Here is a 24158-nt window from a genome sequence, read left to right on the forward strand (position 1 = left end):
CGGCGCGAGGCGAGTTCCGCCGTCCGTGTCCGCGGTGGCAAGCGCCGCGGACACGGGTCGCTCCGGATAGGGTGGCCGCATGAGTGATCTCGTGGCCGGTGTGCGGTACCTCGGGCAGGGACAGCGCTGGATCGCGCGGCACGGCCGACTGTTCGGCTTCGGGCTGCTGCCCGCCCTGATCTCGCTCGTGATCTACGCCGCGGCGCTGCTGGCGCTCGGTTGGCAGGCCGGCGACGTCGCCGTCTGGGCGACCCCGTTCGCGGACGGCTGGTCCTCGTTCTGGCAGAGCTCGCTGCGGGTGGTCTTCGCCGTGCTGCTGTTCGCCGGCGGCCTGCTGCTCGCGGTGCTCACCTTCACCGCGGTCACACTGCTGATCGGCGATCCCTTCTACGAGTCGCTGTCGGAGCAGGTCGAGGAGTCCGAGGGCGGGGCGCCGACCGCACCGGACCGGCCGCTCTGGCGCGAGCTGTGGACTTCCCTCGGCGACAGCCTCTACGTCCTCGTCCGGGCACTCGCCTTCGGCATCCCGCTGTTCGTCCTGGGGTTCGTCCCGTTCGTCGGCCAGTCAGTGATCCCGGCCATAGGCTTCGCGGTCGCCGGGTTCTTCCTGACCCTGGAACTCAGCTCGGTCGGCATGCAGCGCCGCGGCATCCCGGTCCGGGAGCGGCTGACGATGCTGCGGGAACGCAAGGCGCTGGCGCTGGGCTTCGGCGTGCCGCTGGTGCTGCTCTTCCTCGTACCGTTCGTCGCGGTGCTGCTGATGCCCGGCGCGGTCGCGGGTGCGGCGCTCCTCGTCCGGGACCTCGCCGGAACGCCGGACCAGGGGCAGCGGCCGCCAGGGGACGGCGCTCCCCGCCCCGCCCAGACGACGTCCGCGCCGGACGGCGGGTTCGCCGCCGGGCCGACGGGCGGGCACCCACCCGGGCCGCAGGGCCGCACCGCGTTCCCGTCCGCGGCGGCGCCCCGGCCGACCGACCCGCGCACCGGTCCTCCGTCCGGGCCGCCCTCCGGCCGTCCGGAGCACCCGGAGCCGGACGGGTGGCGGTGAGCCCGGACCGCACCGGGCCCGGTTCAGCCGCCGACGGCCTGCCTGAGCGCGTCGACGAGCCGGCCGGTGAGCTCGGCGTTGGAGGCCGGACGGTCGCCCCGGACCGGACCGCCGGGCAGCCCCGCCGCGTCGAACAGTGCCTTCACCCCGACCGTTCCGTCCCGGCCGGCGCCCACGGCCTCGACGAGCGGCAGCAGGGCCCGCTGCCGCCGGGCCGCTCCGGCCGTGTCCCCGGCGTCGAACGCGTCCAGCAGCGCCCGGACCTCCCGGCCGGAGACGTTGGCGACGGTGCTGACGCAGCCGGCCGCGCCGAGCGCACGGAGTGCCAGGACCGCCTCGTCGCGGCCCGCGTAGCAGGCCAGACCGGTGGCCGAGAGGGCCCGGCCCGTCCGGAGCAGGTCCCGGCCGTTGTCCAGGAAGCCGCGGACGCGCGGGTGCGCGGCCAGACGCAGCAGGTCGTCGGTGCCGAGCGGACCGTCCACGCCGCTGCCGGGACCCGAGCCGCCGGCGTCCACCAGGACCGGGAGCCCGGTGGCGTCCGCCACGGCGGACAGGTACCCGAGCCGGGCCGCCCCCGCGGGGACGCCGGGCGGGGCCGGGAGCAGCAGGCCGTGTGCTCCGGCAGCCTCGCAGGAGCGGGCCAGCCCGACGGACCGCTGCAGCTCCGCGCTGCTCACCCCGGCCGTCACGACGGCCCGGTCGCCGACCGCCGCCAGTACGGCCCCGAGCACCGCCTCCTTCTCCGCGTCGGTGGTAACCGCGGCCTCGCCCACAGCCCCGTTCACCACCAGCGCGTCGCACCCGCCCCGGTCGACCAGGTGCACGGCCAGCCGCCGGGCCCCCGCCAGGTCCGGCCCACCGTCCGGGGCGAAGGGCGTGATCATGGCGGCGGCGCAGCGGCCGAAGGGTCCGGTACTCATAGCCGGAAGTCTGCGACCTGCCCGGCAGCCGTGTCCATCGCGCTCCCCGTCAGGGACGGAAGCGCAGCACCTGCGGGTCGTGGTCGCTGACCTGATCGGCGAACTCGGCGTTGGTGTGCACGATGTCGTAGTCGAAGCGCCTGATGCCCGGTGAGACCAGCGTCTGGTCCAGCACCTGCGCGTTGCCCTGGAACACGTAGGTGTACCGCTCCCGCGGCGGGAGTGAGTACACGGCGCTGCGCAGCACCCCGCCGTCCGTCAGGCGGCGGGTGGTGCCGGAGAACTCGAAGTCGTTGATGTCCCCGAGCACCACGAACCGGGCCTTCCGCTCCGCCGAGACCAGCGCGTCGGCGAAGGCGTTGACCACCTCCGCCTGAGAGTGCCGCTGCTCCTCGGAGATCCGGGCCGGCGGCTGGAAGCGTGCGTGCAGTGCCTGGTCGCCGCCCTTGGAGGCGAAGTGGTTCGCGAGCACCACGACGGTCCTGCCGCGGAACTCGAACTCCCCGGCGAGCGGTTTGCGGCTCTCCTCCCAGGCGCTGTGCTTCGGTGCCACCCTGCCGGGGGAGTGGCTGAGGCCGGCCCTGCCTCCGCGCTCCACCACGGTCGTGGCAGTGGTGGCGTCGGCCCCTGGCCGATCGGTGAACGAGACGCGCGCGGGGTCGAACAGGAAGGCGTTGCGGATGTTGCCCCCGGGCATGCCACCGTCGGCCTTGTCCTCGGGGGCGATGCTCCGCCACCCGTAAGCCGGGCCGCCCGCCTCGACGATCGCCTCGGTGAGTGCCGCCAGCGTGCGGTCGTCGTCCACCGTGCCGTCGTCCACCGGTCCGGAGTCGTCCTGGATCTCCTCCAGTGCGACGATGTCCGGGCTTGCCAGGTTCTCGGCGATGCCCCGGGCCAGCCGGGCGAACTTCTCCTCGTCGTCGGCGGGGGAGAGGTTCTCCACGTTGTAGGTCGCGATCGTGAGTTCGCCGCGCCGCTGCGGCCGGGTGGTCTCCGGTGCGAGGCCGCGGTCGCGCACCTTGCCCAGGTGCTCGGCCGCGAGCAGGTAGCCGCCGAACTGGTCGTAGTCCAGCGGCCCGGTCGCTTCGGCCAGTACGTCGCCGGTGTCGGCCACCGGGAACGGCTCCTCATCCACCGGCCTCAGCGAGGTGATCTTCAACCGGCCCGGGTTCCGGTCGTCGTAGGATGCGTAGCGGGTGCCGCCGCGGGAGGTCGGGTTCTCCTTCGGCCTGACAGTCACCCACATGTCGTGGTATGCCGAAGTGGCCCCGGTGACCCGGCTGTTCCGTACCGAGACACGCATGCCCTCCAACGACTCGTAGCGGTCCAGTGCGTACCGGGCGGGGCGGAGCGGGAGGTCCTCGATGCTGCCGTCCCCGCCCGCGCCCCGCGGTGCGTAGAGCCGCGGAACGCTCCGGGAGTCCAGTCCCGCCGCGACGGGCAGCTGGTTGCCGGAGGAGACCACGGTGGCCAGGGGGGACGATATCTGGGTCACCGACTGGTTGCCGGACGCGGTGCCGCCCGGTGTGTACTCGCCGACTCGGCCGTCGACCCGTACGGCGTCCCCCGGCCGCACGGTGAGCGGAGCGGATCCGGCGAAGACGAAGACCCCCTCGCTGGTGGCCGGGTCCCGGTCCGGCCGGGGGTCCTGGAACCAGAAGCCGCGGGAGCCGTACGTCCGGACACCGGTCACGATGCCGGGCACCTCCCGGACGGTGGTGCCCAGCAGCGGGGAGACCCTGGTGGTGCCCTGGATGTCGTGGATCCGGGGTCCGGCGGTCGGCTGTCCGCCGGCCGCCGGGGGCGCGGCCGAGGCGGGGACGGTGAGCAGGGCGGAGACCAGCACGGCGCCGGTGAGAGCGGCGGACGCGGAGTGGCGGCGACGGATCACGAGGCCCTCCGGGGCGGTGCGGCGGACGGCGGCGCCCGGGTTCGTCGCTGGAGGCTTCCCGGGCGCCTGGCGGGAAGTCCGTTCGCGCGCTGCCGGGTGCGCTGCCGTGCACGCCGGAAGGTGCTGGTTCTACGCGCGTAAAAATTCCCGAACGGAGCGCCGTTGTCAAGGTACGGCGGGTGGCCCGGGGGCGGCTGCGGAGTGAACCGGCGAGATGCGCCGATATCCGTCTAGGCTGGGACACTGCCCCGTCGGAGCTCATTGAGGAGCCAAGAACCATGTCCGGTGACGACCGTCCCACCATGCCGCCCGTACGGCTTCCGGCCGAGGCCGAGCTGGCACGGGACGCCCTTGCTGCACCGTTGGTCGCCCGGGCCGTCACGCTCGCCCGGTGGGCGAAGGACGGCATCCGGGTCGGCGCCGGCGGCGAACTGCTGGACGAGCAACTCGCCTCCGCCGCCGCTGTGCTGGGTCTCGCCGACGAGGAGGGGGCCGGTGCGGCCGTCTCCGACGCCTGGAACCTCGCGGTCGACATGGACCTGCTGGAGATCGAGGAGGACGAGGACGCGGAACCGACGCTGATGAGCGACGAGCCCGTCGGCACCGCCACCCCCGGCCCCGAGCTGTCGCTGCTGACCGGGGGCAGCCCGTCCGAAGTCCTGGAGATCTGGCAGACCGGGCTGGAGACCGTCCTCGCCGACGCGTCGACACCCAATCTCGACGACGTCCTCGGCGAGATGGTGGAGAACCTCGGCGAGGACGGCCGGCTCGACCCGGAGACACTCGACCTCGACGCCCTCGACTGGGACCCGGAGCAGGAAGCGGAGTTTCTCGACGGCGCCCTCGGCAACCTCTACCTGCTCACCGCCTCGGAGCCGGCGGCCGCAGCCGGCGAACCGGTCCCGCTGCCGGTCCTCGCCGCCTCGATGGTGGTGCCGGAGGACAACGACACCTCCGAGGAGCCGAGCGACGCCGTCCTGGAGGAGGTGTCCTCGGTGATGATGCGGCTGGACGAGCAGTTCCGGCTGCTCGCCCCGCTCGGCCTGTTGGAGTACCAGCCGCTCGACGAGACCCTGATCGAGGAGGCGGACAGCGAGGAGCCGCCACTCACCGACGAGGAGGAGGACCCCACCCGCTACGGCTTGGTCGCGCTCACCCCGCTCGGGATCCACGGCGTGCGGGCCCGGATGCTGGACGCGGGAGTGCGGGCACCGGTGCTCGGCGACCTCGCCCGGGTTTCGGCGGCGGAGCTGCTGGCCGCGCTGCCCGAGTACCCCGAGGCCGCCGCCCGGACCGAGTTGGAGTTGTGGACGAGCGGCCGGAAGGACGCGGAGGCGGCACAGGAACTCCTCGCCGCCGCCCGGGGGCACGACGCGAGGGCGCCCCGTCGGCGGCTGCTCTGCCAGCAGGCGCTCTCGCTCGTCGGCCGGGGCGCCGAGCCGGCGCTCCGCGAGGTGCTGGCCGATGCCCAACTGGGCGGCCTGGCGCGAGTCTGGCTCGTAGAGCACGGCGCGGAGGACGTGCCCCCGCCCGGCGAGGAGATGGTCTTCTGGCTGACGGTGGACACGCTGGCCGCACAGCTCGCGGGCATGGACGGCGCCGAGGAGTCCGACGAACTGCGCGAGCTGGTGCGGGGACTGGTCGACCAGCACAGCGGCTTCTTCGACAAGGTGTGGCGGGTGGACCACCCGGCCACCGCCGCGGTGCTGGAGTCGATGGCCCAGCTGCACCCCGACCGCACCGCTGCCAAGGAGGCCCGCAAGGCCGCCTACCGGGCCCGGTCCCGGAGCTGAGCCGCCGCGCCCTGCGGCCGGTCTTCTGCCGGTCCTGCCGGAGGCGGCCCGCCCGCCCACGCGCCGGCCGCGCGGGGGCGGGCGGGCCGCCTCACCTGGCGGGGGGCGGTCACAGCGCCTGGCCGCCCGGCTTGGCCAGCCCGCGCGGGGTGCGGGCGTCGAGGTACTGGCCGAGCGCCGTCATCTCCCACTCGCCGGTGAACTGCCGCACGAACTTGCACATCAGCACCGCTGTCCGCGGTTCCGAGCCGGTCAGGTCGTAGCGGACGAGTTCCTCGCCGCGCTGGTCGAGCAGCCGGCAGTACGCCTTGGCGACCTCGGAGAACTTCTGGCCCGAGAAGGAGTTGACGGTGAACACCAGGCCCGTCACCTGGGGCGGCAGACCGTCCAGGTGGACGGTGATGCTCTCGTCGTCCCCGCCGCCCTCGCCGGTGAGGTTGTCCCCGGAGTGCTGGATCGCACCGTTCAGAATGGCGAGCTTGCCGAAGTAGCAGGTGTCGATCTTCTTCCGGGCGGCGTCGTAGGCGATGACGGAGGCGTCGAGGTCGATGTTCTTGCCCCGGAACGCGGGCTCCCACCCGAGCCCCATCACCAGCGCGCTGCTGATCGGACGGTTGTCCTTCACCAGCGAGACGGACTGGTTCTTTTGGAGGTCGACCCGGCCCTTGTCCAGGTTGATCTTCCCCGCGCTCCCGCCCTGCGGGGCGCCCGGCCCGCCGGCAGGCTGCGGTGCCGCGGCCGCCGGTGCCGTCGGTGCCGGTGCCGCGGGAGCGGGGGGAGCCGCCGGGGCAGGGGCGGCCGGCGCCGGTTCCTCGACGCTGACCCCGAAGTCGGTGGCGATGCCGGCCAGCCCGTTCGCGTAGCCCTGCCCCACGGCCCTGACCTTCCACGCCCCGCCCCTGCGATAGACCTCCACCACCACGAGGGCCGTCTCCGGCCCCAGCCGCTCGGGGGTGAAGGTGGCGATCACGCCGCCGCTGTCGGCGTCCCGGACCGTGCCGGTGGGCTCGGTACCGGCGAAGGTGCCGCCCGGGGTGTCCAGGCTGGCGGTGACCACGACCTTCTCGACGTCGCCGGGCACCGCGGCGGTGTCCACCGTGATGGTGTCGGCAGTGCCGTTGCCGGTGTGCCGCACCCCCGGCGCGGTCGGCTGGTTGTAGAAGACGAAGTCGGCGTCGGAACGGACCTTGCCGTCGGTGCCGATCAGCAGACCCGAGACGTCCAGCCGCACGGGTGCGGAGACGTCCACCGCCACGCGGGCGCCGGGGAGGGGGAGGTTCGAGCCGGAAGTCATAGCGGTCATGTTCGGAGGAACGACCGGCCGCCGCCACGGGTTCCGGACGCCCCTCCCGCCGCGAACGGACGCACCTGCGCGTGCCGTGGCCGGTCAGGCCCCCGGGCCGGTCGTCGCACTGCCGGTCAGATGCCCGTAGACCACCACGTTGCCGAGGTAGCCCTCACTCTCGGCGAAGGCGCCGCCGCAGGTGATCAGCCTGATCTCGGCCCGGTCCGACCGGCCGTAGACCCGTTCGTCGGGGAAGTCCCGGCGGTCGTGCACCTCCACGGAGTCCGTGGTGAAGACGGCGGTACGTCCGTCCGCCCGGTCCACCTCCACGGTGTCCCCCTTCCGCAGTGCGCCGAGACCGTAGAAGACGCTGGGTCCGTCCGCGTGGTCGACGTGGCCGGCGAATATCGCCGTTCCCGCCGCACCCGGCGCGGTGCCTCGTTCGTACCAGCCGGTGAGGTCCGGCTCGTCCTCGGGCGGTGTCTCCAGGCTGCCGTCCGCCTCCAGGCCCAGCCCGGTGACCGGTGCGTCCACCCCGATCGCCGGTATGCGCACCCGTACCGGAGGCGCGGACGGCAGCGGGGCCACTTCCGGTACGGGTGCCGCCGCGCCGGGCCTCGCCGCCTGGGTCGCGGCGGGTTGCGGCGGTGCCTGCGGGCCGGAGCTGTGGTCGATCAACCAGACCCCGGTGCACAGCCCTGCGGCCGTCAGTGTCGCGGCGATCGTCTCCCTGCGGCGCTGAGCCCGGTCCATGGCATCCCTCCGGCGGCTGGAACCTCGGTGGGCGGCCGTCAGGCCCGGCCCGGGACTGCCGGAGCGCGGTGCCGGGTCCGTTGCCGGGCCGGTCGGGGCGGCGCCTCCAGGTCCGAGCCAACCGTCCGGACTGCGCGGCCGCCACCTGAACGGCGGTGCCGCGACACCGCCCGCTCGCCGCTCGCGGGGCGCGGTGCCTGCTCAGCGGTGGTGACTGCGCCGAACGGGTGAGGCGTGGCGAACGGGGGACGGCGGCACCCGGAACCGACATGCGTCACACCCCCGAAACCCGGAACGCGGGCGAAGCAGGCAGAATCCTCCTTCGGATACCGGTGGCCCTCACCCGCCTCCGCCCGTCCCACTCGTCCCGCAGAGGAGCCCCATGCCGTCCGCAGCCGTACCCCAGCGCCTCGACCGGTTCTTCCGGATCACCGAACGCGGCTCCACGCTGGGCCGGGAAGCCCGCGGCGGCCTCGCCACCTTCTTCACCATGGCCTACATCCTGGTGCTGAACCCGATCATCCTGAGCGGTGCCGCGGACGTGAACGGCGACCAGCTCTCCTACGGGCAGGTGGTCACGGTGACCGCCCTGGTCGCGGCGCTGATGACGATACTGATGGGGATCACCGCGAACCTGCCCCTGGCCCTCGCCGCCGGTCTCGGGCTGAACGCGATGGTCGCCTACCAGCTCGCACCCCTGATGACCTGGCCGGACGCGATGGGCCTGGTCGTGCTGGAGGGCATCCTGATCTGCCTGCTGGCGGCCACCGGACTGCGCGAGGCGGTGATGCACGCCATCCCCGTCGCGATGAAGCAGGCCATCAGCGTCGGCATCGGACTGTTCATCGCCTTCATCGGCATCATCAACGCGGGCTTCTCCACCAGGGTTCCGGACGCCGCGGAGACCACGGTCCCCGTGCAGCTGGGCGCCGGCGGTTCGCTCACCGGCTGGCCGGTGCTGGTGTTCTGCCTCGGCGTACTGCTGACCCTCGCACTCCTCGCCCGCCGGGTGAAGGGCGCGATCCTCATCAGCATCGTGGCGATGACGGTGCTCGCCGTGGTGATCAACGCGATCGCCGACATCGAGGACGCCGCCTGGGGCCTGACCGTCCCCGGGCTGCCGAGCGACATCGTGGCGGCGCCGGACTTCGGCCTGCTCGGTGCCTTCAGCCTGTTCGGCGCGTTCAGCGAGATCAGCGCCGTCACTGTGGTCCTGCTGGTGTTCACCCTCTTCCTGACCGACTTCTTCGACACCATGGGCACCGCCGTCGGGGTCACCAACGAGGCCGGGCTGCTCGACGAGCAGGGCCGGGTGCCGCGCCTGGGCCGCCTGCTCTTCGTCGACGGGGTCGCGACCGTCGTGGGCGGTGCCGCCTCCGGCTCGTCCAACACCTCCTACATCGAGTCCGCGGCGGGCGTCGGCGAAGGGGCCAGGACCGGGCTCGCCAACCTCGTCACCGGTGCGCTCTTCCTGCTCGCGCTCTTCCTCGCTCCGCTGGCGGCGGTGGTTCCCGGGCAGGCGGCGGCCCCCGCCCTGGTCGCGGTCGGCTTCCTGCTGATGGCCCAGGTGCGGCACATCGACTGGACGGACATGTCGATCGCGGTGCCCGCCTTCCTCACCGTCACGGTGATGCCGTTCACCTACTCGATCACCAACGGCATCGGGGCCGGGTTCATCGCCTTCGTACTGCTCAAGGCAGTGCTGGGCCGGGCGCGCGAGGTGCACTGGCTGATGTGGGGGACCGCGGCCCTGTTCGTCGTCTACTTCGCCATCGACCCGGTCCAGCAGGTCCTCGGCGCCTGAAGGCCCCGGCCTGTCGCCGGGGCCTTCAGGCGTCAGCCGTTCCCGGGCGCCCAGCGGGGCGCTCCTGACCGCCTGGGCGGCGGCCCGCGCCGTGCCGATCCCTCTCTTCGGGGAGCTGTGCAGCCTCGACCCGGTGCTGGTGAGTCCGGGCGCGGCCGAGGAGCAGCCGGAGCAGATCGGCGCCGGCCTGGGCGGCTCCACGACCCTGGGCGGCGGCCAGTTCTGCGCCAAGCCGGGGCTGGTGCTGCTGCCGCTAGAGCTGCGGGAGGACAACCCGCTCGGACTGTCGCGCCGGGTGGACGGCGTGCGGAACGCCTGATCAGCGGTCCGGCCGCAGCGCCGCGGCGGGGACGGGCAGTGGGGACGGCGGCGGCGAGCGGGGGAGTGGCGGCGGGGGAACGGCCGAACTTCGCCCGTCCGTGCGGTTGACGCGGTCCCCCGGGGTCACGGAGGGTGTCGTGGCCACCACCGGTGGCCACGGCGTCCGATGCTCGTCAGCAGGGCTGCGGGGCACCGGAGCCCGGGCGCACACCCGTGAGGACCGAAGATGGCTGCCGACCGACACGTCTTTCCCGCGTACGACCCCGACGACGTCAGCTCCAATCCGTCCGGGAACCCGCACTTCCGGCAGGTCGCCGGGGTCCGCTTGTCGCGGCGGGACGCGCTGCGCGGCGGCACCGCTGCGGCAGCCGGCTTCCTCGCGCTCGGCGCCGCGCCCCGGGCCGCCGCCGCGCCCCCTTCCGGAGGCCGGGCGGCGGAGACCGGGGGCCGGCCGGACCGCGGCCTGCTCGGCTTCACCCAGGTGCCGGTGCACAGCGAGGACCGTCTGACCGTCCCGGAGGGCTACGAGGCCCAGGTGGTCATCCCGTGGGGGACGCCGATCCAGCCGGACGGTCCGGCCTGGCGCCGGGACGCCTCCAACAGCGCCACCGACCAGAGCCGGCAGGTCGGCATGCACCACGACGGCATGCACTGGTTCCCGCTCCCCCGGAGCCGCGGCGGCAGGCGCGGCCTGCTGGTGCTCAACCACGAGTACGTCCAGCCCGAGCTGCTCCACTCGGACGGCGACGCGGAGATGACCGGGGAGAAGGTGCGCAAGGCGCTCGCCGCGCACGGGGTCACCGTGGTCGAGCTCGCCGAGGAGGACGGCCGCTGGCAGGTGGTCGCCTCCCCGCGGGCCCGCCGGGTGACCGGCTCGACACCGGTGGACTGGTCGGGTCCGCTGACCGCTGACCACCCGGCCCTGCGCGCGGTGGGCCCGCCGCGCGGCACGCTGAACAACTGCTCGCACGGCGTCACCCCGTGGGGGACCTATCTGACCTGCGAGGAGAACTGGAACGCCTACTTCGGCACCGAGGAGCCCGGCTGGGAGCCCTCGGAGGAGCAGGCGCGCTACGGCATCGACCGGGAGGGCTTCGGCTACCGCTGGCACACCGCCGATCCGCGCTTCGACATCGCCGCCAACCCGCGGGAGGCGCACCGCTTCGGCTGGGTCGTCGAGATCGACCCGATGGACCCCGGCTCCGTCCCGGTCAAGCGCAGCAGGCTCGGCCGCATCAAGCACGAGGGCTGCACCACCACCGTCTCCCGTGGCCGGGTCGTCGCCTACATGGGCGACGACCAGGACGGCGAGTACATCTACAAGTTCGTCGGGGACGGTCTGTGGCGGGCGCAGCGCGCGCGCCGCCGCAACCCGCTGGACCACGGCACGCTGTACGTGGCGCGTTTCGAGGACGACGGGACCGGGCGCTGGCTGCCACTGGAGTTCGGCCGTGGGCCGCTGACCGGGCGGAACGGCTGGCGGGACCAGGCGGATGTGCTCCTGCGGACCCGCCAGGCGGCCGACGCGGTGGGCGCCACCCGGATGGACCGGCCGGAGTGGACGGCCGTCGACCCCGGGAACGGCGACGTCTACTGCACGCTCACCAACGGCAGCGGGCACCCGGGGGCGGCGAACCCCCGCACCCCCAACCCGTACGGTCACATCATCCGCTGGCGGGAGCGGCACGGTGACCACACCGCGCTGTCCTTCCGGTGGGACGTCTTCGTCCTGGCGGGCGACCCCGCCCACGACGAGCGGGTGGAGCTCGGCGACAACCTGTTCGGTTCGCCCGACGGCCTCTGGTTCGATCCGGAGGGCCGGCTGTGGATCCAGACCGACGTCTCCAACTCGGCGCAGAACCTCCCCTCGAAGGGGTACGGCAACATCGGCAACAACGCGGTGCTCGCCGCCGACCCGCGCACGGGCGAGATCCGGCGCTTCCTGGTCGGCCCGCGCGGATGCGAGATCTCCGGAGCCGTGACGACCCCGGACCAGCGGACCCTCTTCGTCAACGTGCAGCATCCGGGCGAGACCACGGCGGCCTGGGGCGAGGCGACGCCGGAGAACCCCCGTGCGGTGAGCAACTGGCCGGACTTCCACCCGCGGGGGCGGCCCCGCTCGGCAACCGTCGCGATCCGCCGGACGGACGGCGGGCGGATCGGCACCTGACGGACGGGCCCGTGCCCGGTGTCCCCGAGGGGTGCCGGGCACGGACCCTCCCGGGGAGCGGCGGTGGACCGGGCCCGCCGGTCCGGGTCGGAAACCTGCGGGCCGCCTTCCACCTCTACCGCACGGAAGCAGACGTGGACCGGCTGCTGGCGGCCCTGGACCGCCCGGTGCACACGGCGAGCAGGCAGCCGTGCGCACCGGGCGGGAGCGGCGAGGAGTCGGGAGAGCAGCAGAGTGGGACGCCACCCGGGCCCGGGTGGCGCCCCACTCTCCTCACTGCCCGATCACCGACGACTGCCGAGAGGCAGGGCCGACGGCGACGGCCTCACTTCACCGGGGTGAACTCCCGTGCCCCGATGAAGCTCGGACGCCGAACCGGCGCCGCGAACGGCTCGACCGCAGTGTTCTCCACGCTGTTGAACACGATGAAGACGTTGCTCCGCGGGTAGGGCGTGATGTTGTCGCCCGAGCCGTGCATGCAGTTGCAGTCGAACCAGGTCGCCGATCCGGCCTTGCCGGTGAACAGCTTGATGCCGTGGTCCCCGGCGAAGCCGGCCAGGGCCTCGTCCGACGGGATGCCTGCGTCCTGCATCTGCAGTGACTTCTTGTAGTTGTCCTCCGGGGTCTCCCCCGCGCAGCCGAGGAAGGTCTTGTGCGACCCCGGCATGATCATCAGGCCGCCGTTGGTGTCGTAGTTCTCGGTGAGAGCGATCGACACCGAGACGGTCCGCATGTTCGGCAGACCGTCCTCGGCGTGCCAGGTCTCGAAGTCCGAGTGCCAGTAGAAACCGCTGGCACCGAAACCCGGCTTGACGTTGATCCGCGACTGGTGCACGTAGACGTCGGATCCCAGGATCTGGCGGGCCCTGCCCACCACCCGGGGATCACGCACCAGACCGGCGAACACCTCGCTGATCCGGTGTACCTCGAACACCGTCCGGATCTCCTGCGACTTCGGCTCCACGATCGAACGCTCGTCGGCACGAAGCCGCGGGTCCGAGATGAGCCTTTCCAGTTCCCCGCGGTAGGCCAGCACTTCTTCCGGCGTGATGAGCTGGTCGATGGCGAGGAACCCGTCCCGCTCGTAGCCGGCCAGGTCGGAGGCCTCGATCGGGCCTGCCGTACCGGGCTCGGACCACACCACCGGATCCTGACGAGGGACGGCCACCTCAGTGGCTCCGCGGGTCGGATACAGGTCGGCGGTGCGCTCGGGTGCGGTGGTCATGGAATTGCCTTCCTCTCCTCTCGTACGGGCTTGTCCTTCGGATGAGGGGGACGGCGGGAGCGGGGCCCGGGCCGTGCCCGGGCTCAGCTCTCGTCGTCCTCGGTGAGCAGCGGGTAGACGCCGTTCTCGTCGTGGTCCTCGCGGCCGGTGACCGGCGGGTTGAAGACGCACACCACCCGGAAGTCGGTCTTCGGACGAACCGTGTGCTTCTCGTGCCCGTTGAGCAGGTACATCGTGCCGGGAGAGATCCAGTGCTTCTCACCGGTCTCGTCGTTGGTGAGTTCCGCCTCACCCTCTACGCAGAGTACGGCCTCCACGTGGTTCGCGTACCACATGGAAGTCTCCGTTCCCGCGTACAGGACGGTCTCGTGCAGCGAGAACCCGACCTTCTCCTTGGCCAGCAGCAGCCGCTTGCTGCGCCAGGTCCCGGAGGCGGACTTGATGTCCCGGTCGGTGTCCTCGATTTCCTGGAGGGATCGGACGATCACAGCGTGGGTGCCTTTCATTCGTTCGGGTGATGCCGCTGTGGTAAACGGCGCGGCCCGCCCCGGAGACCGGGGCGGGCCGGTGCTGCGTGGGTCAGACGGTCTCGCGAACCGCCCTGGACAGGACCCTCAGGCCCTCGTCCAACTCCTCGGGACTGATGGTCAGTGCCGGGAGCAGCTTGATGACCTCGCTCTCCGGGCCGGAGGTCTCGATGAGCAGGCCGAGCTCGAAGGCGCGCTTGGCGATCAGTCCGGCCCGCGACTTGTCGCGCACCTCCATGCCCCAGACGAGACCGCGCCCGCGGTACTCGACGATGGCCTCCGGGTGCTCCTCGGCGATCGCCTTCAAACCTGCTTCGACCTGCTCGCCACGGGCGATGGTCTGCTTCTCCATCTGGTTGTCCGCCCAGTAGCACTCCAGGGCGGCCGTGGCGGTGACGAAGGCGGGGTTGTTGCCGCGGAAGGTGCCGTTGTGCTCGCCCGGCTCCCAGACGTCGAGCTCCGGCTTGAAGAGGGTCAGCGACATCGGCAGGCCGTAGCCGCTGATCGACTTGGACACCGTGACGATGTCCGGGGTGATGCCGGCCTCCTCGAAGGAGAAGAACGCGCCGGTGCGGCCGCAGCCCATCTGGATGTCGTCCACGATCAGCAGCATGTCGTGCCGCTCGCAGATGTCGGCGAGGGCGCGGAGCCACTCGGCGCGGGCGACGTTGATGCCGCCCTCGCCCTGCACGGTTTCCACGATGACCGCGGCGGGCTTGTTCAGACCGGAGCCGGAGTCCTCCAGCAGCCGCTCGAACCAGACGAAGTCGTCCGTGGTGCCGCCCAGGTAGTCGTCGAACGGCATCGGCGTCCCGTGCACCAGCGGGATGCCGGCGCCGGCGCGTTTGAACGCGTTGCCGGTGACGGCGAGCGAGCCCAGCGACATGCCGTGGAAGGCGTTGGTGAAGGAGACGATCGACTCCCGACCCTTGACCTTGCGGGCCAGCTTCAGCGCGGCCTCGACGGCGTTGGTGCCGGTCGGGCCGGGGAACATGACCTTGTAGGGCAGGTCGCGGGGGCGCAGGACCAGGTTCTGGAGGGTCTCCAGGAAGGCGCGCTTGGCCACGGTCGACATGTCGAGACCGTGCGTCACCCCGTCCCGCTCCAGGTAGTCGATCAGGGCACGTTTGAGCACCGGGTTGTTGTGGCCGTAGTTGAGGGACCCGGCGCCGGCGAAGAAGTCGAGGTACGTGTGGCCGTCCTCGTCGTACATGTAGCTGCCCTGGGCGCGGTCGAAGATGGTCGGCCAGCCGCGGCAGTAGCCGCGGACCTCCGACTCCAGAGTCTCGAAGACGCTCAGATCGGGCTGCGTGATGCTCACGGAAGCTCCTGAAGGAAGGAAGTGGTGGGGAAGTCTGCGGCGGCGATGGTGGTCAGCGTGCCGTGCCGGCCAGCGCCGCCGTTCGGGCGATGGGCCCGATCCGGTGGAGCACTTCGGGTTCGTGACCTTCTCCGGGGAACACCTCGCCGTTGAACAGCACCTCGCGCTCCACCTGGGCGCCGTGGCGTTGGGCGTAGGAAGCGAACAGTCGGTTGGAGGGGGCGTTGTCGGGCGTGACGGTGGTCTCGATCCGGTCCGCATCGAACTCGGCGGCGACCTTGGCGGTCAGCCCGTCGAGCATGGCGCCGGCCAGTCCGCGTCCGCGCTGCGAGTGGTCCACAGCGACCTGCCAGACGAGCAGTGTGCGGCTGTCGTCGGGGCGCAGATAGCCGGTGATGAAGCCGACCGGTTCGCCGTCCCCGTCGCGCGCCACCACGGAGGTGGCGGCGAAGTCCCGGCACCACAGCAGGTAGCTGTAGGAGGAGTTGACGTCGAGCACCCGGGAGTCACGGGCGATCCGCCAAAGCGCGGCTCCGTCCTCGATCCGTGGTGTGTCGAGCTTCAGTCCCTCCGGCATTTCCAGGTATTCGCGATGGGCACGTGCATGGTCTGCTTGTGCGGGGGTCATGTCTATTAAATTTACCCAGGAGAATCTCAAAATGCATCGCCAGCAGGGGTTACACAGTGGCGCGAACTATGTTATCGCGCGAACCGTGCGTATCACCCCGACGGCCGCCGAATCACCCGTCATGTAGGGAAAAATCGACACGAAACGCTCGGGCTGTGGGGTCAGTCACAGGTGCGTAACGTTGAGGGAACGTGTCCGAATTACGGCAGTTCCGCGCTCCCGCAAGCCAGGTGTTTGAGACGGGGGAAACCGGGCAGACGAATACGGGAACCTGCTCCGAATTAACGTTCTGAACAGAGTCTACTCGCAACCCCGGCGTATTCGCAGAGTTTCTCTCCGTCTCCTTCCCGGCTCACCCCCGGGGTTTCCCGCCGCGGCTCACCGGGGCCGCCGGCGGACTCGTACAGTGCGTGCATGAGCGAGAGCACGCTGCTTCGGGTGCAGGGTCGGGTGCTGGTCGGCCCCGACGAGGTCCGCGACGAGCTGTGGGTGCAGGAGGGCCGGATCACCTTCCATCGTCCGCCGGGCGCGGACGGCGCGCCGACGCTGAGCGGCTGGGTGCTGCCCGGCCTGACCGACGCGCACTGTCATGTCGGGCTCGACGCGCACGGAGCGGTTGACGAGGCCACGAGCGAGAAGCAGGCCCGGGGCGACCGGGACGCGGGCGCGCTGCTCCTGCGGGACGCCGGATCGGCCGCCGACACCCGCTGGATCGACGACCGCGAGGACCTCCCCCGGATCATCAGGGCGGGCCGCCACCTTGCCCGCCCCCGCCGCTACATCCGCAACTACGCCCACGAGATCGAGCCGGGGGACCTTCCCGCCTACGTCCGGCACGAGGCCCGGCGCGGCGACGGCTGGGTCAAGCTGGTCGGTGACTGGATCGACCGGGAGGCGGGCGACCTCACGGCCTGCTGGCCCCGGGGCGCGCTGGAGGAGGCCATCGCCGCCGCGCACGAGGAGGGGGCCCGGGTGACGGCGCACTGCTTCGCAGAGGACTCGCTGCGGGACCTCGTGGAGGCCGGCATCGACTGCGTGGAGCACGCCACCGGGCTCACCGAGGAGACGCTCCCGCTCTTCGCCGAGCGGGGCGTCGCGATCGTTCCGACCCTGGTCAACATCGCCACCTTCCCGGAACTGGCGGCCGGCGGCGCGGTGAGGTTCCCCCGTTGGTCCGCGCACATGCGCCGATTGCACGCCCGCCGCTACGAGACGGTCAGGTCCGCCTACGACGCAGGGATCCCGGTCTTCGCCGGCACCGACGCGGGCGGTTCCCTGCCGCACGGCCTCGTCGCCGACGAGGTGGCCGAGCTGGTGCGGGCGGGCCTCCCGCCGGCCGCGGCGCTCGGCGCCGCGGCCTGGGGCGCCCGGCGCTGGCTCGGCCGGCCCGGGATCGAGGAGGGCGCCCCGGCCGACCTGGTCGTCTACGAGGCCGACCCGCGGCGGGACGTCCGGGTGCTCGCCGCTCCCCGGCACGTGGTGCTGCGGGGGCGAGTGGTGGGTTGAGCGGCCTCCGGGACCCGCGGGGGAACGCCTGAATCGCCCGCGCGTGCGAAAACCTTCCGTACGGGTGGACCGACACCACGTAGCTGGCAGGGCACGCTCCGTACGTCAACGATGGCGTGGTCCCCGTCACCGGCACGAGCGATGTCCCCCATTGGCCGTTCCGGTGGCGCCAACCATCCGTGGGGGTTTTCTCACCGTGAAGACGTCTGTTCGCCGCCCCGTGCTCGGCGCTCTTGCCGCAGCCGCTCTGCTGAGCACCGCCGTTGTCCCCGCGCACGCCACGGGGGAGAGCGACCCGGACGAGGCGCGCGCCTCGGTGCTCCGCACCGACCTGGACGTCGGGCTGCTCGACCGCACCGTCGAGGTGCCCCTGAGCGCCACCCTGAACGAGATCGTCGCGTCGGAGGCCGGCGGCGACAGGGCCGACCGGACCGCACTCGACGTGGACGTCGACGGCGTGGAGCAGAGCAAGCCGGTCAGCCTGCTGCGGACCGAGGTCGCCACCGCCCGGGCGCACACGAAGGGGGAGCGGGCCGAGGCGGCCGTCGAGCTGGTCAAGGCCCGGCTGCACGTCCCGGGGCTGCCGCTGCTGTCGCTCGTCGAGGCGGAGAAGGTCACCGCGGAAGCGGTCTGCACGGTGGGAGAGCGGCCCACCGCGGAGGCCGACGTGCTCGGCTCGGTCACCGTGCTGGGCAAGAAGACCACGCTCACCGCCGGCGGCCCGACCGTGGTCGAGGTGCCGGGCGTCGGCAAGGTCACGCTGAAGCTGTCCACCACCGGGACCACCACCGGCACAGCCGCCGCGAGTGCGCTGGAACTGGACGTCTCGGTCAACCCGCTGGAGCTCAACGTCGCCGAGGTCGCGGGCCGGGTCACCCTGGCCGAGGTGAGCTGCCGCACGCCGGAGCCGGTGAAGGAGATCAGCACCCAGACCGTCCCCGAACACGAGGAGGAGCCACTCGCGGCCGAGGAGGCCACCGACGCCCCGGCGAAGGACGAGCCGTACCTGGCCGCCACCGGCGGCGACTCCCGCACTCCGTACCTCATCAGCGGTGCCGTCGTCCTGGTCGGCGGCGGCGGGGCCCTCGTCCTCGCCCGGCGGCGCCGGACCTGACACCCTGCCGCACCCGCCGCCGTGCAGCGGCACGGTGGCGGGGTGCGGGCGCGCCCCCGCGGCGGCGGGACGCGGCCTCAGCGCACCCCGGCTGCGGCCAGCGCCTCCACCAGCAGATCGGTCGTCCCGCGGTCGCGCACCGCGAGCCGGAACCAGCGCCCGTCCAGGCCGGGGAAGGTGTCCCCGCGCCGGAGTGCGAAACCCGCCTCGCGCAGCCGCCCGCGCAGCAGCGCAGCACGGTCGTGGCGGTACAGCACGAACGGGGCACGGGGCTCGTCGGTGGCCGGGCGCAGCTCCGCGAACTCCGCGAGCCGCCGGACCAGGTACGCCCGGTCGGCGGTGCCGGATTCCGCAGCGGTGGCCGCCTCGGCCGCGGCCGAGGCGGTGCAGCACGCTTCCGCGGCGGCCAGCGCCGGTGAGGACACCGGCCACAGCGGCTGCTGCCGGGCGAACAGGGCCACGGTCGCCGGATCGGAGAGCACGTGGCCGATCCGCAGCCCCGCCAGCCCCCAGGTCTTCGTCAGGCTGCGCAGCACCACCAGTCGGCCCGGCAGCGTCCCGATCCGGTCCGCCACCGACTCCGGCTCGCCCGGCACCGCGTCCATGAACGCCTCGTCGACCACCAGGCAGCGTCCCGGCCTGGCCAGAGCGGCGATCGCCTCCGCGGGATGCAGTACCGAGGTGGGGTTGGTCGGGTTGCCGATCACCACCAGGTCGGCGGACTCCGGAACCGCCGAGGGCGGCAGCCGGAACCCCGTACCGGGGTCGAGCAGCACTCGGCCCACTCGGTGTCCGGCATCCCGCAGCGCGGCCTCCGGTTCGGTGAACTGCGGGTGCACCACGACCGGTCGGCGGGCGGGCAGCCCCCGGGCCAGCAGGACGAACGCCTCCGCCGCGCCGGCGGTGAGCAGGACCCGGTCCTCCGGCACGCCGTGGTGGCGGGCCACCGCCGCCCGCGCCGCCCGGCCGTCGGGGTAGGCCGCGAGGCCGTCCAGCGAAGCGGCGACCCGCACGCGGAGCCAGTCGGGCGGGGTGCCGGCGCGGACGTTCACTGCCAGGTCGACGAGACCCGGTCGCGCGTCCCGCACCTCGGCGTCGCCGTGGTGGTGCAGGTCCGGCTCCGCCGTCCGGGCGGCGACCGCGCAGGTGGCGCGGGCGGGGGCGCCGGGCGGATCGGACTTCCGCTTGCCGACCAGCAGGACCGCCCGCGGCCCCGCCGCCAGCAGTGCCGCCGCCTCGGCCACGCTCGGTGTCCCCAGCACCCCCGCGGCCCAGGCCGAGGGATCCGGCACCGGCACCGCGGCCAGCGCCTCCGCCCGCAGCCCGGTCAGGGGCACCCCGAACCGCGCCGCCGCGGCGAGCAGCCCGGGCTCCGAGGCCTTGGAATCGACGGTGGCCAGCGCTCCGATCCGGTCCTCCGCGAGGCCGGCCGCGGCCAGGACCCGTTCGACGAGCGCCACCACCTCGTCCGCGGGGACGTCGCGGCAGCCGCCGACCCCGACGCACACTTCCCCCGCGGAGGCCCCGGCTCCCGACGAGGCCCCCGCTGGCGCCTCCTGCGAGCCGCGCACCCCGCCCGCCTCGCTCGCCGCGCCTTCCGTGCTCCGGTTCACGCGGCGCACCGCTCGGCGAACCGGACGGCGAGGGAGGGCTCACCGGCCCAGTGCACGTGCAGGTACGAGGCGTGCACCTCGTCCGTCGCGTGTCCCTCGGTGCGCCGCTCCGGCCGTACCAGGCCCCAGGCTGGGCGCCCGCCCGCGCCGGGCTCGGCGACCGTGCGGTGGAACTCGTGGCCGCGGACCCGGGTCCCCGCGGCGGCCAGCACCGTATCCGCCACCGACACGGCGTCCCGGTAGCCGAGCGTGAGCCGGCCGGTCATCCGCGCCGCGACGTCCAGCACCCCGCACATCGGTGCGCCGTCCAACTCCCGTGCGAGGTACAGCAGTCCGGCGCACTCGGCGGCGATGGGACCCGTGAAGGCGGCCACCGCGGCGCGGAGCGGCTCGTTGGCCGACAGTTCGGGGGCGTAGACCTCGGGGAAGCCCCCGCCCAGCACCAGCCCGGCCGCGTCCGCCGGCAGGCGCTCGTCGCGCAGCGGGTCGAAGGGGACCACGTCGGCCCCCGCTGCCCGCAGGAGTTCGGCGTGCTCGGCGTAGGAGAAGGTGAACGCGGCCCCGCCGGCCACCGCCACCACGGGCCGCCGGCGTCCGGTGCCCGCCCGCCCGCTGACGGGCCCGGCCTCCGGCACCGGGACGGCACCCGGCGCCGGCCGGGTGACGGCGGCCCCGGGCTGCCAGGGCTCCTCCGCCTGCGGGGGCGCGGACCGGGCCACCGCCAGCAGCGCGGGCAGATCCGCCCCCTCACGGACCCGTGCGGCCAGCTCCGCGACGGCGGACACCGCTTCGGCCCGGCGCTCGGCCGCGGGAATCAACCCCAGGTGGCGCGAGGGGGTGCTGATCTGCGGCCCGCGGCGCAGCACGCCGAGCACCGGCACCCCGGACTGGTCCAGCGCCTCGCGGAGCAGCTCCTCGTGCCGGTCCGAGCCCACTTTGTTGAGCAGCACCCCGGCGATACGCACCTCCGGGTCAAAGGACGCGAAGCCGTGCACCAGCGCCGCCACCGACCGGGACTGCGAGGAGGCGTCCACCACCAGGACCACCGGCGCCCGCAGCAGCTTCGCCACCTGGGCGGTCGAACCGAGCTCGCCTTGGCCCGCGGCACCGTCGAACAGCCCCATCACCCCCTCGACGACGGCCAGGTCCGCCCCTGCCGCGCCATGCAGGAACAGCGGTGCGATCCGCTCCGGTCCGCACAGGTACGGGTCCAGGTTCCGCCCGGGGCGGCCTGCGGCGAGCGCGTGGTAACCGGGGTCGATGTAGTCCGGGCCGACCTTGTGGCCGGAGACGGCCAGCCCGGCCCCGGCGAACGCCGCCAGCAGCCCCGTGGCCACCGTCGTCTTGCCGCAGCCGGAGGCGGGCGCGGCCACCACCAGCCGGGGGATGTTCACCATTCGATGCCCCGCTGCCCCTTCTGCCCGGCGTCCATCGGATGCTTGACCTTGCCCATCTCGGTCACCAGGTCGGCCGCGTCCAGCAGCTCCTGCGGTGCGTTGCGTCCGGTGACGACCACGTGCTGGCTGCCCGGGCGCCCGGTGAGCACCGAGACCACCTCGGCGGTGTCGATCCAGCCCCAGTGCATCGGGTAGGCGAACTCGTCGAGCACGTACAGCCGGTAGGTCTCGGCCGCCAGGTCCCGCTTGACCTGCTTCCAGCCCTCCCTGGCCGCGTCCTCGCTGTCGGTGATGTCGCGCTGCACCCAGGACCAGCCCTCGCCCATCTTGTGCCAGGCGACGGTGCCGCCTTCGCCCGAGTCGCCGAGCACCCGCAGGGCCCGCTCCTCGCCGACCTTCCACTTGGCGGACTTGACGAACTGGAAAACCCCCACCGGCCAGCCCTGGTTCCACGCCCGCAGCGCCAGACCGAACGCCGCGGTCGACTTTCCCTTGCCGTTGCCGGTGTGCACCGCAAGCAGCGGCCGGTTGCGGCGCTGCCGGGTGGTGAGTCCGTCCTGCGGCACCGTGGTCGGCTGTCCCTGCGGCATTACGCGGCTCCCTTCCCGAGGTGCGTGTCGGCGGCGCGGCCGCCCGGTACGGGGGCCGCCGGGGCCCCGCTGCCACGGGGCGCGGCACGGCTCCCGCCCGGAGCCCGGCCCGGCTCCCCGGTGGCCTCCCTGACCAGGGCGGACACCGAGTCCGCCCGGAGTTCCTGCAGCGTCACCGCCGGGCCGCGCAGATCGCGGGCGAGCTCGGCGGCGAGCCCGAGGCGTACGTGGCCCGACTCGCAGTCCACCACCACCGAGGCGGTGCCGTCGGCGGCCAGCAGCCCCGCTGCCTGCCGGGCGCGCGGCAGCGGTTCGGGGCCGCCGGTGGCGCGGCCGTCGGTGACCGCCACCAGCAGCGGACGCCGTGACGGGTCCCGCAGCCGCTCGATCCGCAGCACCTCGCGCGCGGTGAGCAGCCCGGCGGCCAGCGGCGTGCGCCCGCCGGTCGGGAGTGTCTCCAGCCGCGCCGCCGCCACGTCGACCGAGGAGGTCGGCGGCAGCGCCACGTCGGCCCGCGCGCCGCGGAACGTGACCAGACCGACCTTGTCCCGCCGCTGGTAGGCGTCGAGAAGCAGCGAGAGGACCGCCCCCTTGACGGCCCCCATCCGCTGCCGTGCGGCCATGGAGCCCGAGGCGTCCACCATGAACAGCACCAGATTGCTCTCCCGCCCCTCCCGCACCGACTCCCGCAGGTCGTCCCGGCGCAGCACCAGCCCGCGCCCACCGCGTCCCCGGGCCCGCTGGTGCGGCGCCGCCGCGGTGACCGTCGCCGACAAATGCAGCCGGCCCAGCGCGCCCGACGGCCTGCGGGCGCCGGTGGTGCGGCCCTGTGAGGTGCGGGCCCGGGACCGCCGGCCCGCGCTGCCCTCACCGAGCCCGGGCACCGACAGGGTCCGGGTGCGGAACGGGTCCGCCGCGGGCGCGGGCGCCCCCTCGCGGGCGGGACCCTCGCCGGCCGCGGTCTCCCCGGTGCGGTCCGGTTCGCCGCCCGGCGCGGGCGCGTCACCCTCCGAGGGGACGTCTGCCCCGTCCTGGGCCTGCTCCGGCAGGTCGGGGGACCCGTCCGCGCCGTCCGGGCCGCGGTCCTGCGGGCCCCCGCCGTCCGGGCCGTCGCCGGGCCCGTCACCCGCGGGCCCGCCGCCGGGCCCGTCGTGCTGCGGACCGTCGTCGTCCGGGCCCTCCGCATCGGGGGCGTCGTCGCCGCGGTGCCGGTCGAGTGTCTCGTCGAGCGTGTCCTCGTCCAGGCCCGGCGCGTCGAACGGGTTCCGGCGGCGCCGGTGCGGCAGGGCGAGCAGCGCCGCCTGGCGCACGTCCGCCGCCGTCACCCCGTCGCGGCCGGCCCAGGCCGCCAGGGCGGCGGCGGTCCGCGCCATCACGATGTCCGCACGCATCCCGTCCACCTCGAAGGCCGCGCAGGTCGCGGCGATCTGGCGCAGGGCGGTGTCGCCGAGCTCCACCCGGGGGAGCAGCTCACGGGCGGCCGCGATCCGCTCCCGCAGGGCGGACTCCTCCTCGGCCCAGCCCGCGGCGAAGGCCGCCGGGTCCTCGTCGTACCCCAGCCGGCGCCGGACCACCCGCACCCGCTCCTCGGTGTCGCGGGACGCGGCCACCTCGACGGTGAGGCCGAACCGGTCGAGCAACTGCGGCCGCAGCTCGCCCTCCTCCGGGTTCATCGTCCCCACCAGCAGGAACCGGGCCGCGTGCCGGACCGAGACGCCTTCCCGCTCCACGTACGAGGCGCCCATGGCCGCGGCGTCCAGCAGCAGATCCACCAGGTGGTCGTGCAGCAGGTTGACCTCGTCCACGTAGAGCACCCCGCGGTGGGCCTCGGCAAGCAGCCCCGGCTCGAAGGCCTTCACGCCCTCGGCCAGCGCCCGTTCGATGTCCAGCGCGCCCACCAGCCGGTCCTCGGACGCGCCGACCGGAAGCTCCACCATCCGGGTCGGACGGCAGGAGCCGTCGAGGGACCCCTCGTGCGGGCCGTCCGGGCAGGCGGGGTCCGGCGCCCGGGGATCACAGGCGAAGCGGCAGCCCTCCACCACGGCGACTTCGGGCAGCAGCGCGGCCAGCGCCCGTACGGCGGTGCTCTTCGCCGTGCCCTTCTCGCCGCGGACCAGCACCCCGCCGATGGACGGGCTGACCGCGTTGAGCAGCAGCCCCAGCCGCAGGTCGTCCATGCCGACGATCGCGGTGAAGGGGTAGGGGGTGCTCATCGGTCACTCACTCTCCTGTCGGGTCCCCCGGCCTGACCG

At 73.5% G+C, this 24158-nt stretch carries 18 protein-coding genes and 1 pseudogene; 7 read left to right on the forward strand and 12 right to left on the reverse strand.

Annotation, left to right across the window (positions count from 1 at the left end; translation table 11 throughout):
• Positions 1-79 precede the first annotated feature (79 nt).
• Positions 80-1048 carry an EI24 domain-containing protein gene (locus H300_RS24495; protein ID WP_078515631.1) on the forward strand — a complete coding sequence of 323 codons (969 nt, stop codon included), beginning with the start codon at positions 80-82 and terminating at the stop codon, positions 1046-1048.
• 23 nt (positions 1049-1071) lie between these two features.
• On the opposite strand, the gene H300_RS0101685 is transcribed toward H300_RS24495, so the two are convergent.
• A complete protein-coding gene (locus H300_RS0101685; protein ID WP_028426018.1) occupies positions 1072-1968 on the reverse strand; it encodes a dihydrodipicolinate synthase family protein in 897 nt (298 codons plus the stop codon).
• 49 nt (positions 1969-2017) lie between these two features.
• Positions 2018-3856 (reverse strand): endonuclease/exonuclease/phosphatase family protein, encoded by a 1839-nt coding sequence (locus H300_RS0101690; protein ID WP_037978895.1) that lies wholly within the window; start codon positions 3854-3856, stop codon positions 2018-2020.
• 281 nt (positions 3857-4137) lie between these two features.
• On the opposite strand from H300_RS0101690, the gene H300_RS0101695 reads away from it, so the two are divergent.
• Positions 4138-5652 carry a hypothetical protein gene (locus H300_RS0101695; RefSeq protein ID WP_028426020.1) on the forward strand — a complete coding sequence of 505 codons (1515 nt, stop codon included), beginning with the start codon at positions 4138-4140 and terminating at the stop codon, positions 5650-5652.
• 109 nt (positions 5653-5761) lie between these two features.
• Here H300_RS0101695 and H300_RS0101700 read toward each other — a convergent pair whose 3' ends face one another.
• Both H300_RS0101700 and H300_RS0101705 read right to left on the reverse strand, forming a co-directional pair.
• The gene (locus H300_RS0101700; protein WP_028426021.1) at positions 5762-6946 is read right to left on the reverse strand and encodes a TerD family protein; all 1185 of its coding nucleotides are present in this window, start codon (positions 6944-6946) and stop codon (positions 5762-5764) included.
• A gap of 93 nt (positions 6947-7039) precedes the next feature.
• Positions 7040-7690, reverse strand: coding sequence for a class F sortase (locus H300_RS0101705; protein WP_028426022.1), 651 nt, complete (start codon positions 7688-7690; stop codon positions 7040-7042).
• A 382-nt stretch (positions 7691-8072) separates the two neighbouring features.
• Here H300_RS0101705 and H300_RS0101710 point away from each other — a divergent pair, with 382 nt between their 5' ends.
• The 3 genes and pseudogenes from H300_RS0101710 to H300_RS0101720 all read left to right on the forward strand — a co-directional run bounded on the left by H300_RS0101710 (position 8073) and on the right by H300_RS0101720 (position 11985).
• A complete protein-coding gene (locus H300_RS0101710; protein WP_028426023.1) occupies positions 8073-9494 on the forward strand; it encodes an NCS2 family permease in 1422 nt (473 codons plus the stop codon).
• A 70-nt stretch (positions 9495-9564) separates the two neighbouring features.
• Positions 9565-9747, forward strand: a pseudogene (locus tag H300_RS0101715) (aldehyde dehydrogenase (NADP(+))); the annotation flags it as partial.
• A 294-nt stretch (positions 9748-10041) separates the two neighbouring features.
• Complete coding sequence (locus tag H300_RS0101720; RefSeq protein ID WP_028426025.1) at positions 10042-11985, forward strand: PhoX family protein; 1944 nt, start codon at positions 10042-10044, stop codon at positions 11983-11985.
• 325 nt (positions 11986-12310) lie between these two features.
• Here the strand turns inward: H300_RS0101720 and thpD are convergent, their stop codons facing one another.
• The 4 genes from thpD to ectA all read right to left on the reverse strand — a co-directional run bounded on the left by thpD (position 12311) and on the right by ectA (position 15635).
• Positions 12311-13210, reverse strand: coding sequence for an ectoine hydroxylase (thpD, locus tag H300_RS0101725; protein ID WP_028426026.1), 900 nt, complete (start codon positions 13208-13210; stop codon positions 12311-12313).
• Positions 13211-13293: 83 nt separating this feature from the next.
• The gene (locus H300_RS0101730) at positions 13294-13698 is read right to left on the reverse strand and encodes an ectoine synthase (protein ID WP_028426027.1); all 405 of its coding nucleotides are present in this window, start codon (positions 13696-13698) and stop codon (positions 13294-13296) included.
• A 91-nt stretch (positions 13699-13789) separates the two neighbouring features.
• A complete protein-coding gene (gene ectB / locus H300_RS0101735; RefSeq protein WP_028426028.1) occupies positions 13790-15058 on the reverse strand; it encodes a diaminobutyrate--2-oxoglutarate transaminase in 1269 nt (422 codons plus the stop codon).
• 52 nt (positions 15059-15110) lie between these two features.
• Positions 15111-15635 carry a diaminobutyrate acetyltransferase gene (gene ectA / locus H300_RS0101740; RefSeq protein ID WP_028426029.1) on the reverse strand — a complete coding sequence of 175 codons (525 nt, stop codon included), beginning with the start codon at positions 15633-15635 and terminating at the stop codon, positions 15111-15113.
• A 465-nt stretch (positions 15636-16100) separates the two neighbouring features.
• Between ectA and H300_RS0101745 the strand changes: the two genes are divergently transcribed.
• Together H300_RS0101745 and H300_RS0101750 are read left to right on the forward strand one after the other, a co-directional pair.
• Positions 16101-17192: an amidohydrolase family protein gene (locus H300_RS0101745; RefSeq protein ID WP_028426030.1), complete on the forward strand. Its 1092-nt coding sequence runs from the start codon at positions 16101-16103 to the stop codon at positions 17190-17192.
• Positions 17193-17388: 196 nt separating this feature from the next.
• The gene (locus H300_RS0101750; protein WP_051269293.1) at positions 17389-18306 is read left to right on the forward strand and encodes an SCO1860 family LAETG-anchored protein; all 918 of its coding nucleotides are present in this window, start codon (positions 17389-17391) and stop codon (positions 18304-18306) included.
• A gap of 77 nt (positions 18307-18383) precedes the next feature.
• Here H300_RS0101750 and cobC read toward each other — a convergent pair whose 3' ends face one another.
• The 4 genes from cobC to H300_RS24505 all read right to left on the reverse strand — a co-directional run bounded on the left by cobC (position 18384) and on the right by H300_RS24505 (position 24119).
• Positions 18384-19814, reverse strand: a complete 1431-nt coding sequence (gene cobC, locus H300_RS24500; RefSeq protein WP_078515655.1) for an Rv2231c family histidinol phosphate aminotransferase CobC — start codon at positions 19812-19814, stop codon at positions 18384-18386.
• 101 nt (positions 19815-19915) lie between these two features.
• Positions 19916-21316 carry a cobyrinic acid a,c-diamide synthase CobB gene (locus H300_RS0101760; protein ID WP_028426032.1) on the reverse strand — a complete coding sequence of 467 codons (1401 nt, stop codon included), beginning with the start codon at positions 21314-21316 and terminating at the stop codon, positions 19916-19918.
• On the reverse strand, positions 21310-21906 hold the full coding sequence (gene cobO, locus H300_RS0101765) for a cob(I)yrinic acid a,c-diamide adenosyltransferase (protein ID WP_028426033.1): 597 nt from the start codon (positions 21904-21906) through the stop codon (positions 21310-21312). The genes H300_RS0101760 and cobO overlap by 7 nt, the downstream gene beginning before the upstream one ends.
• Positions 21906-24119 carry a putative cobaltochelatase gene (locus H300_RS24505; RefSeq protein WP_078515632.1) on the reverse strand — a complete coding sequence of 738 codons (2214 nt, stop codon included), beginning with the start codon at positions 24117-24119 and terminating at the stop codon, positions 21906-21908. Before H300_RS24505 ends, cobO begins: the two co-directional genes overlap by 1 nt.
• Positions 24120-24158: the final 39 nt, after the last annotated feature.

It is taken from the genome of Streptomyces sp. TAA040, assembly GCF_000424845.1.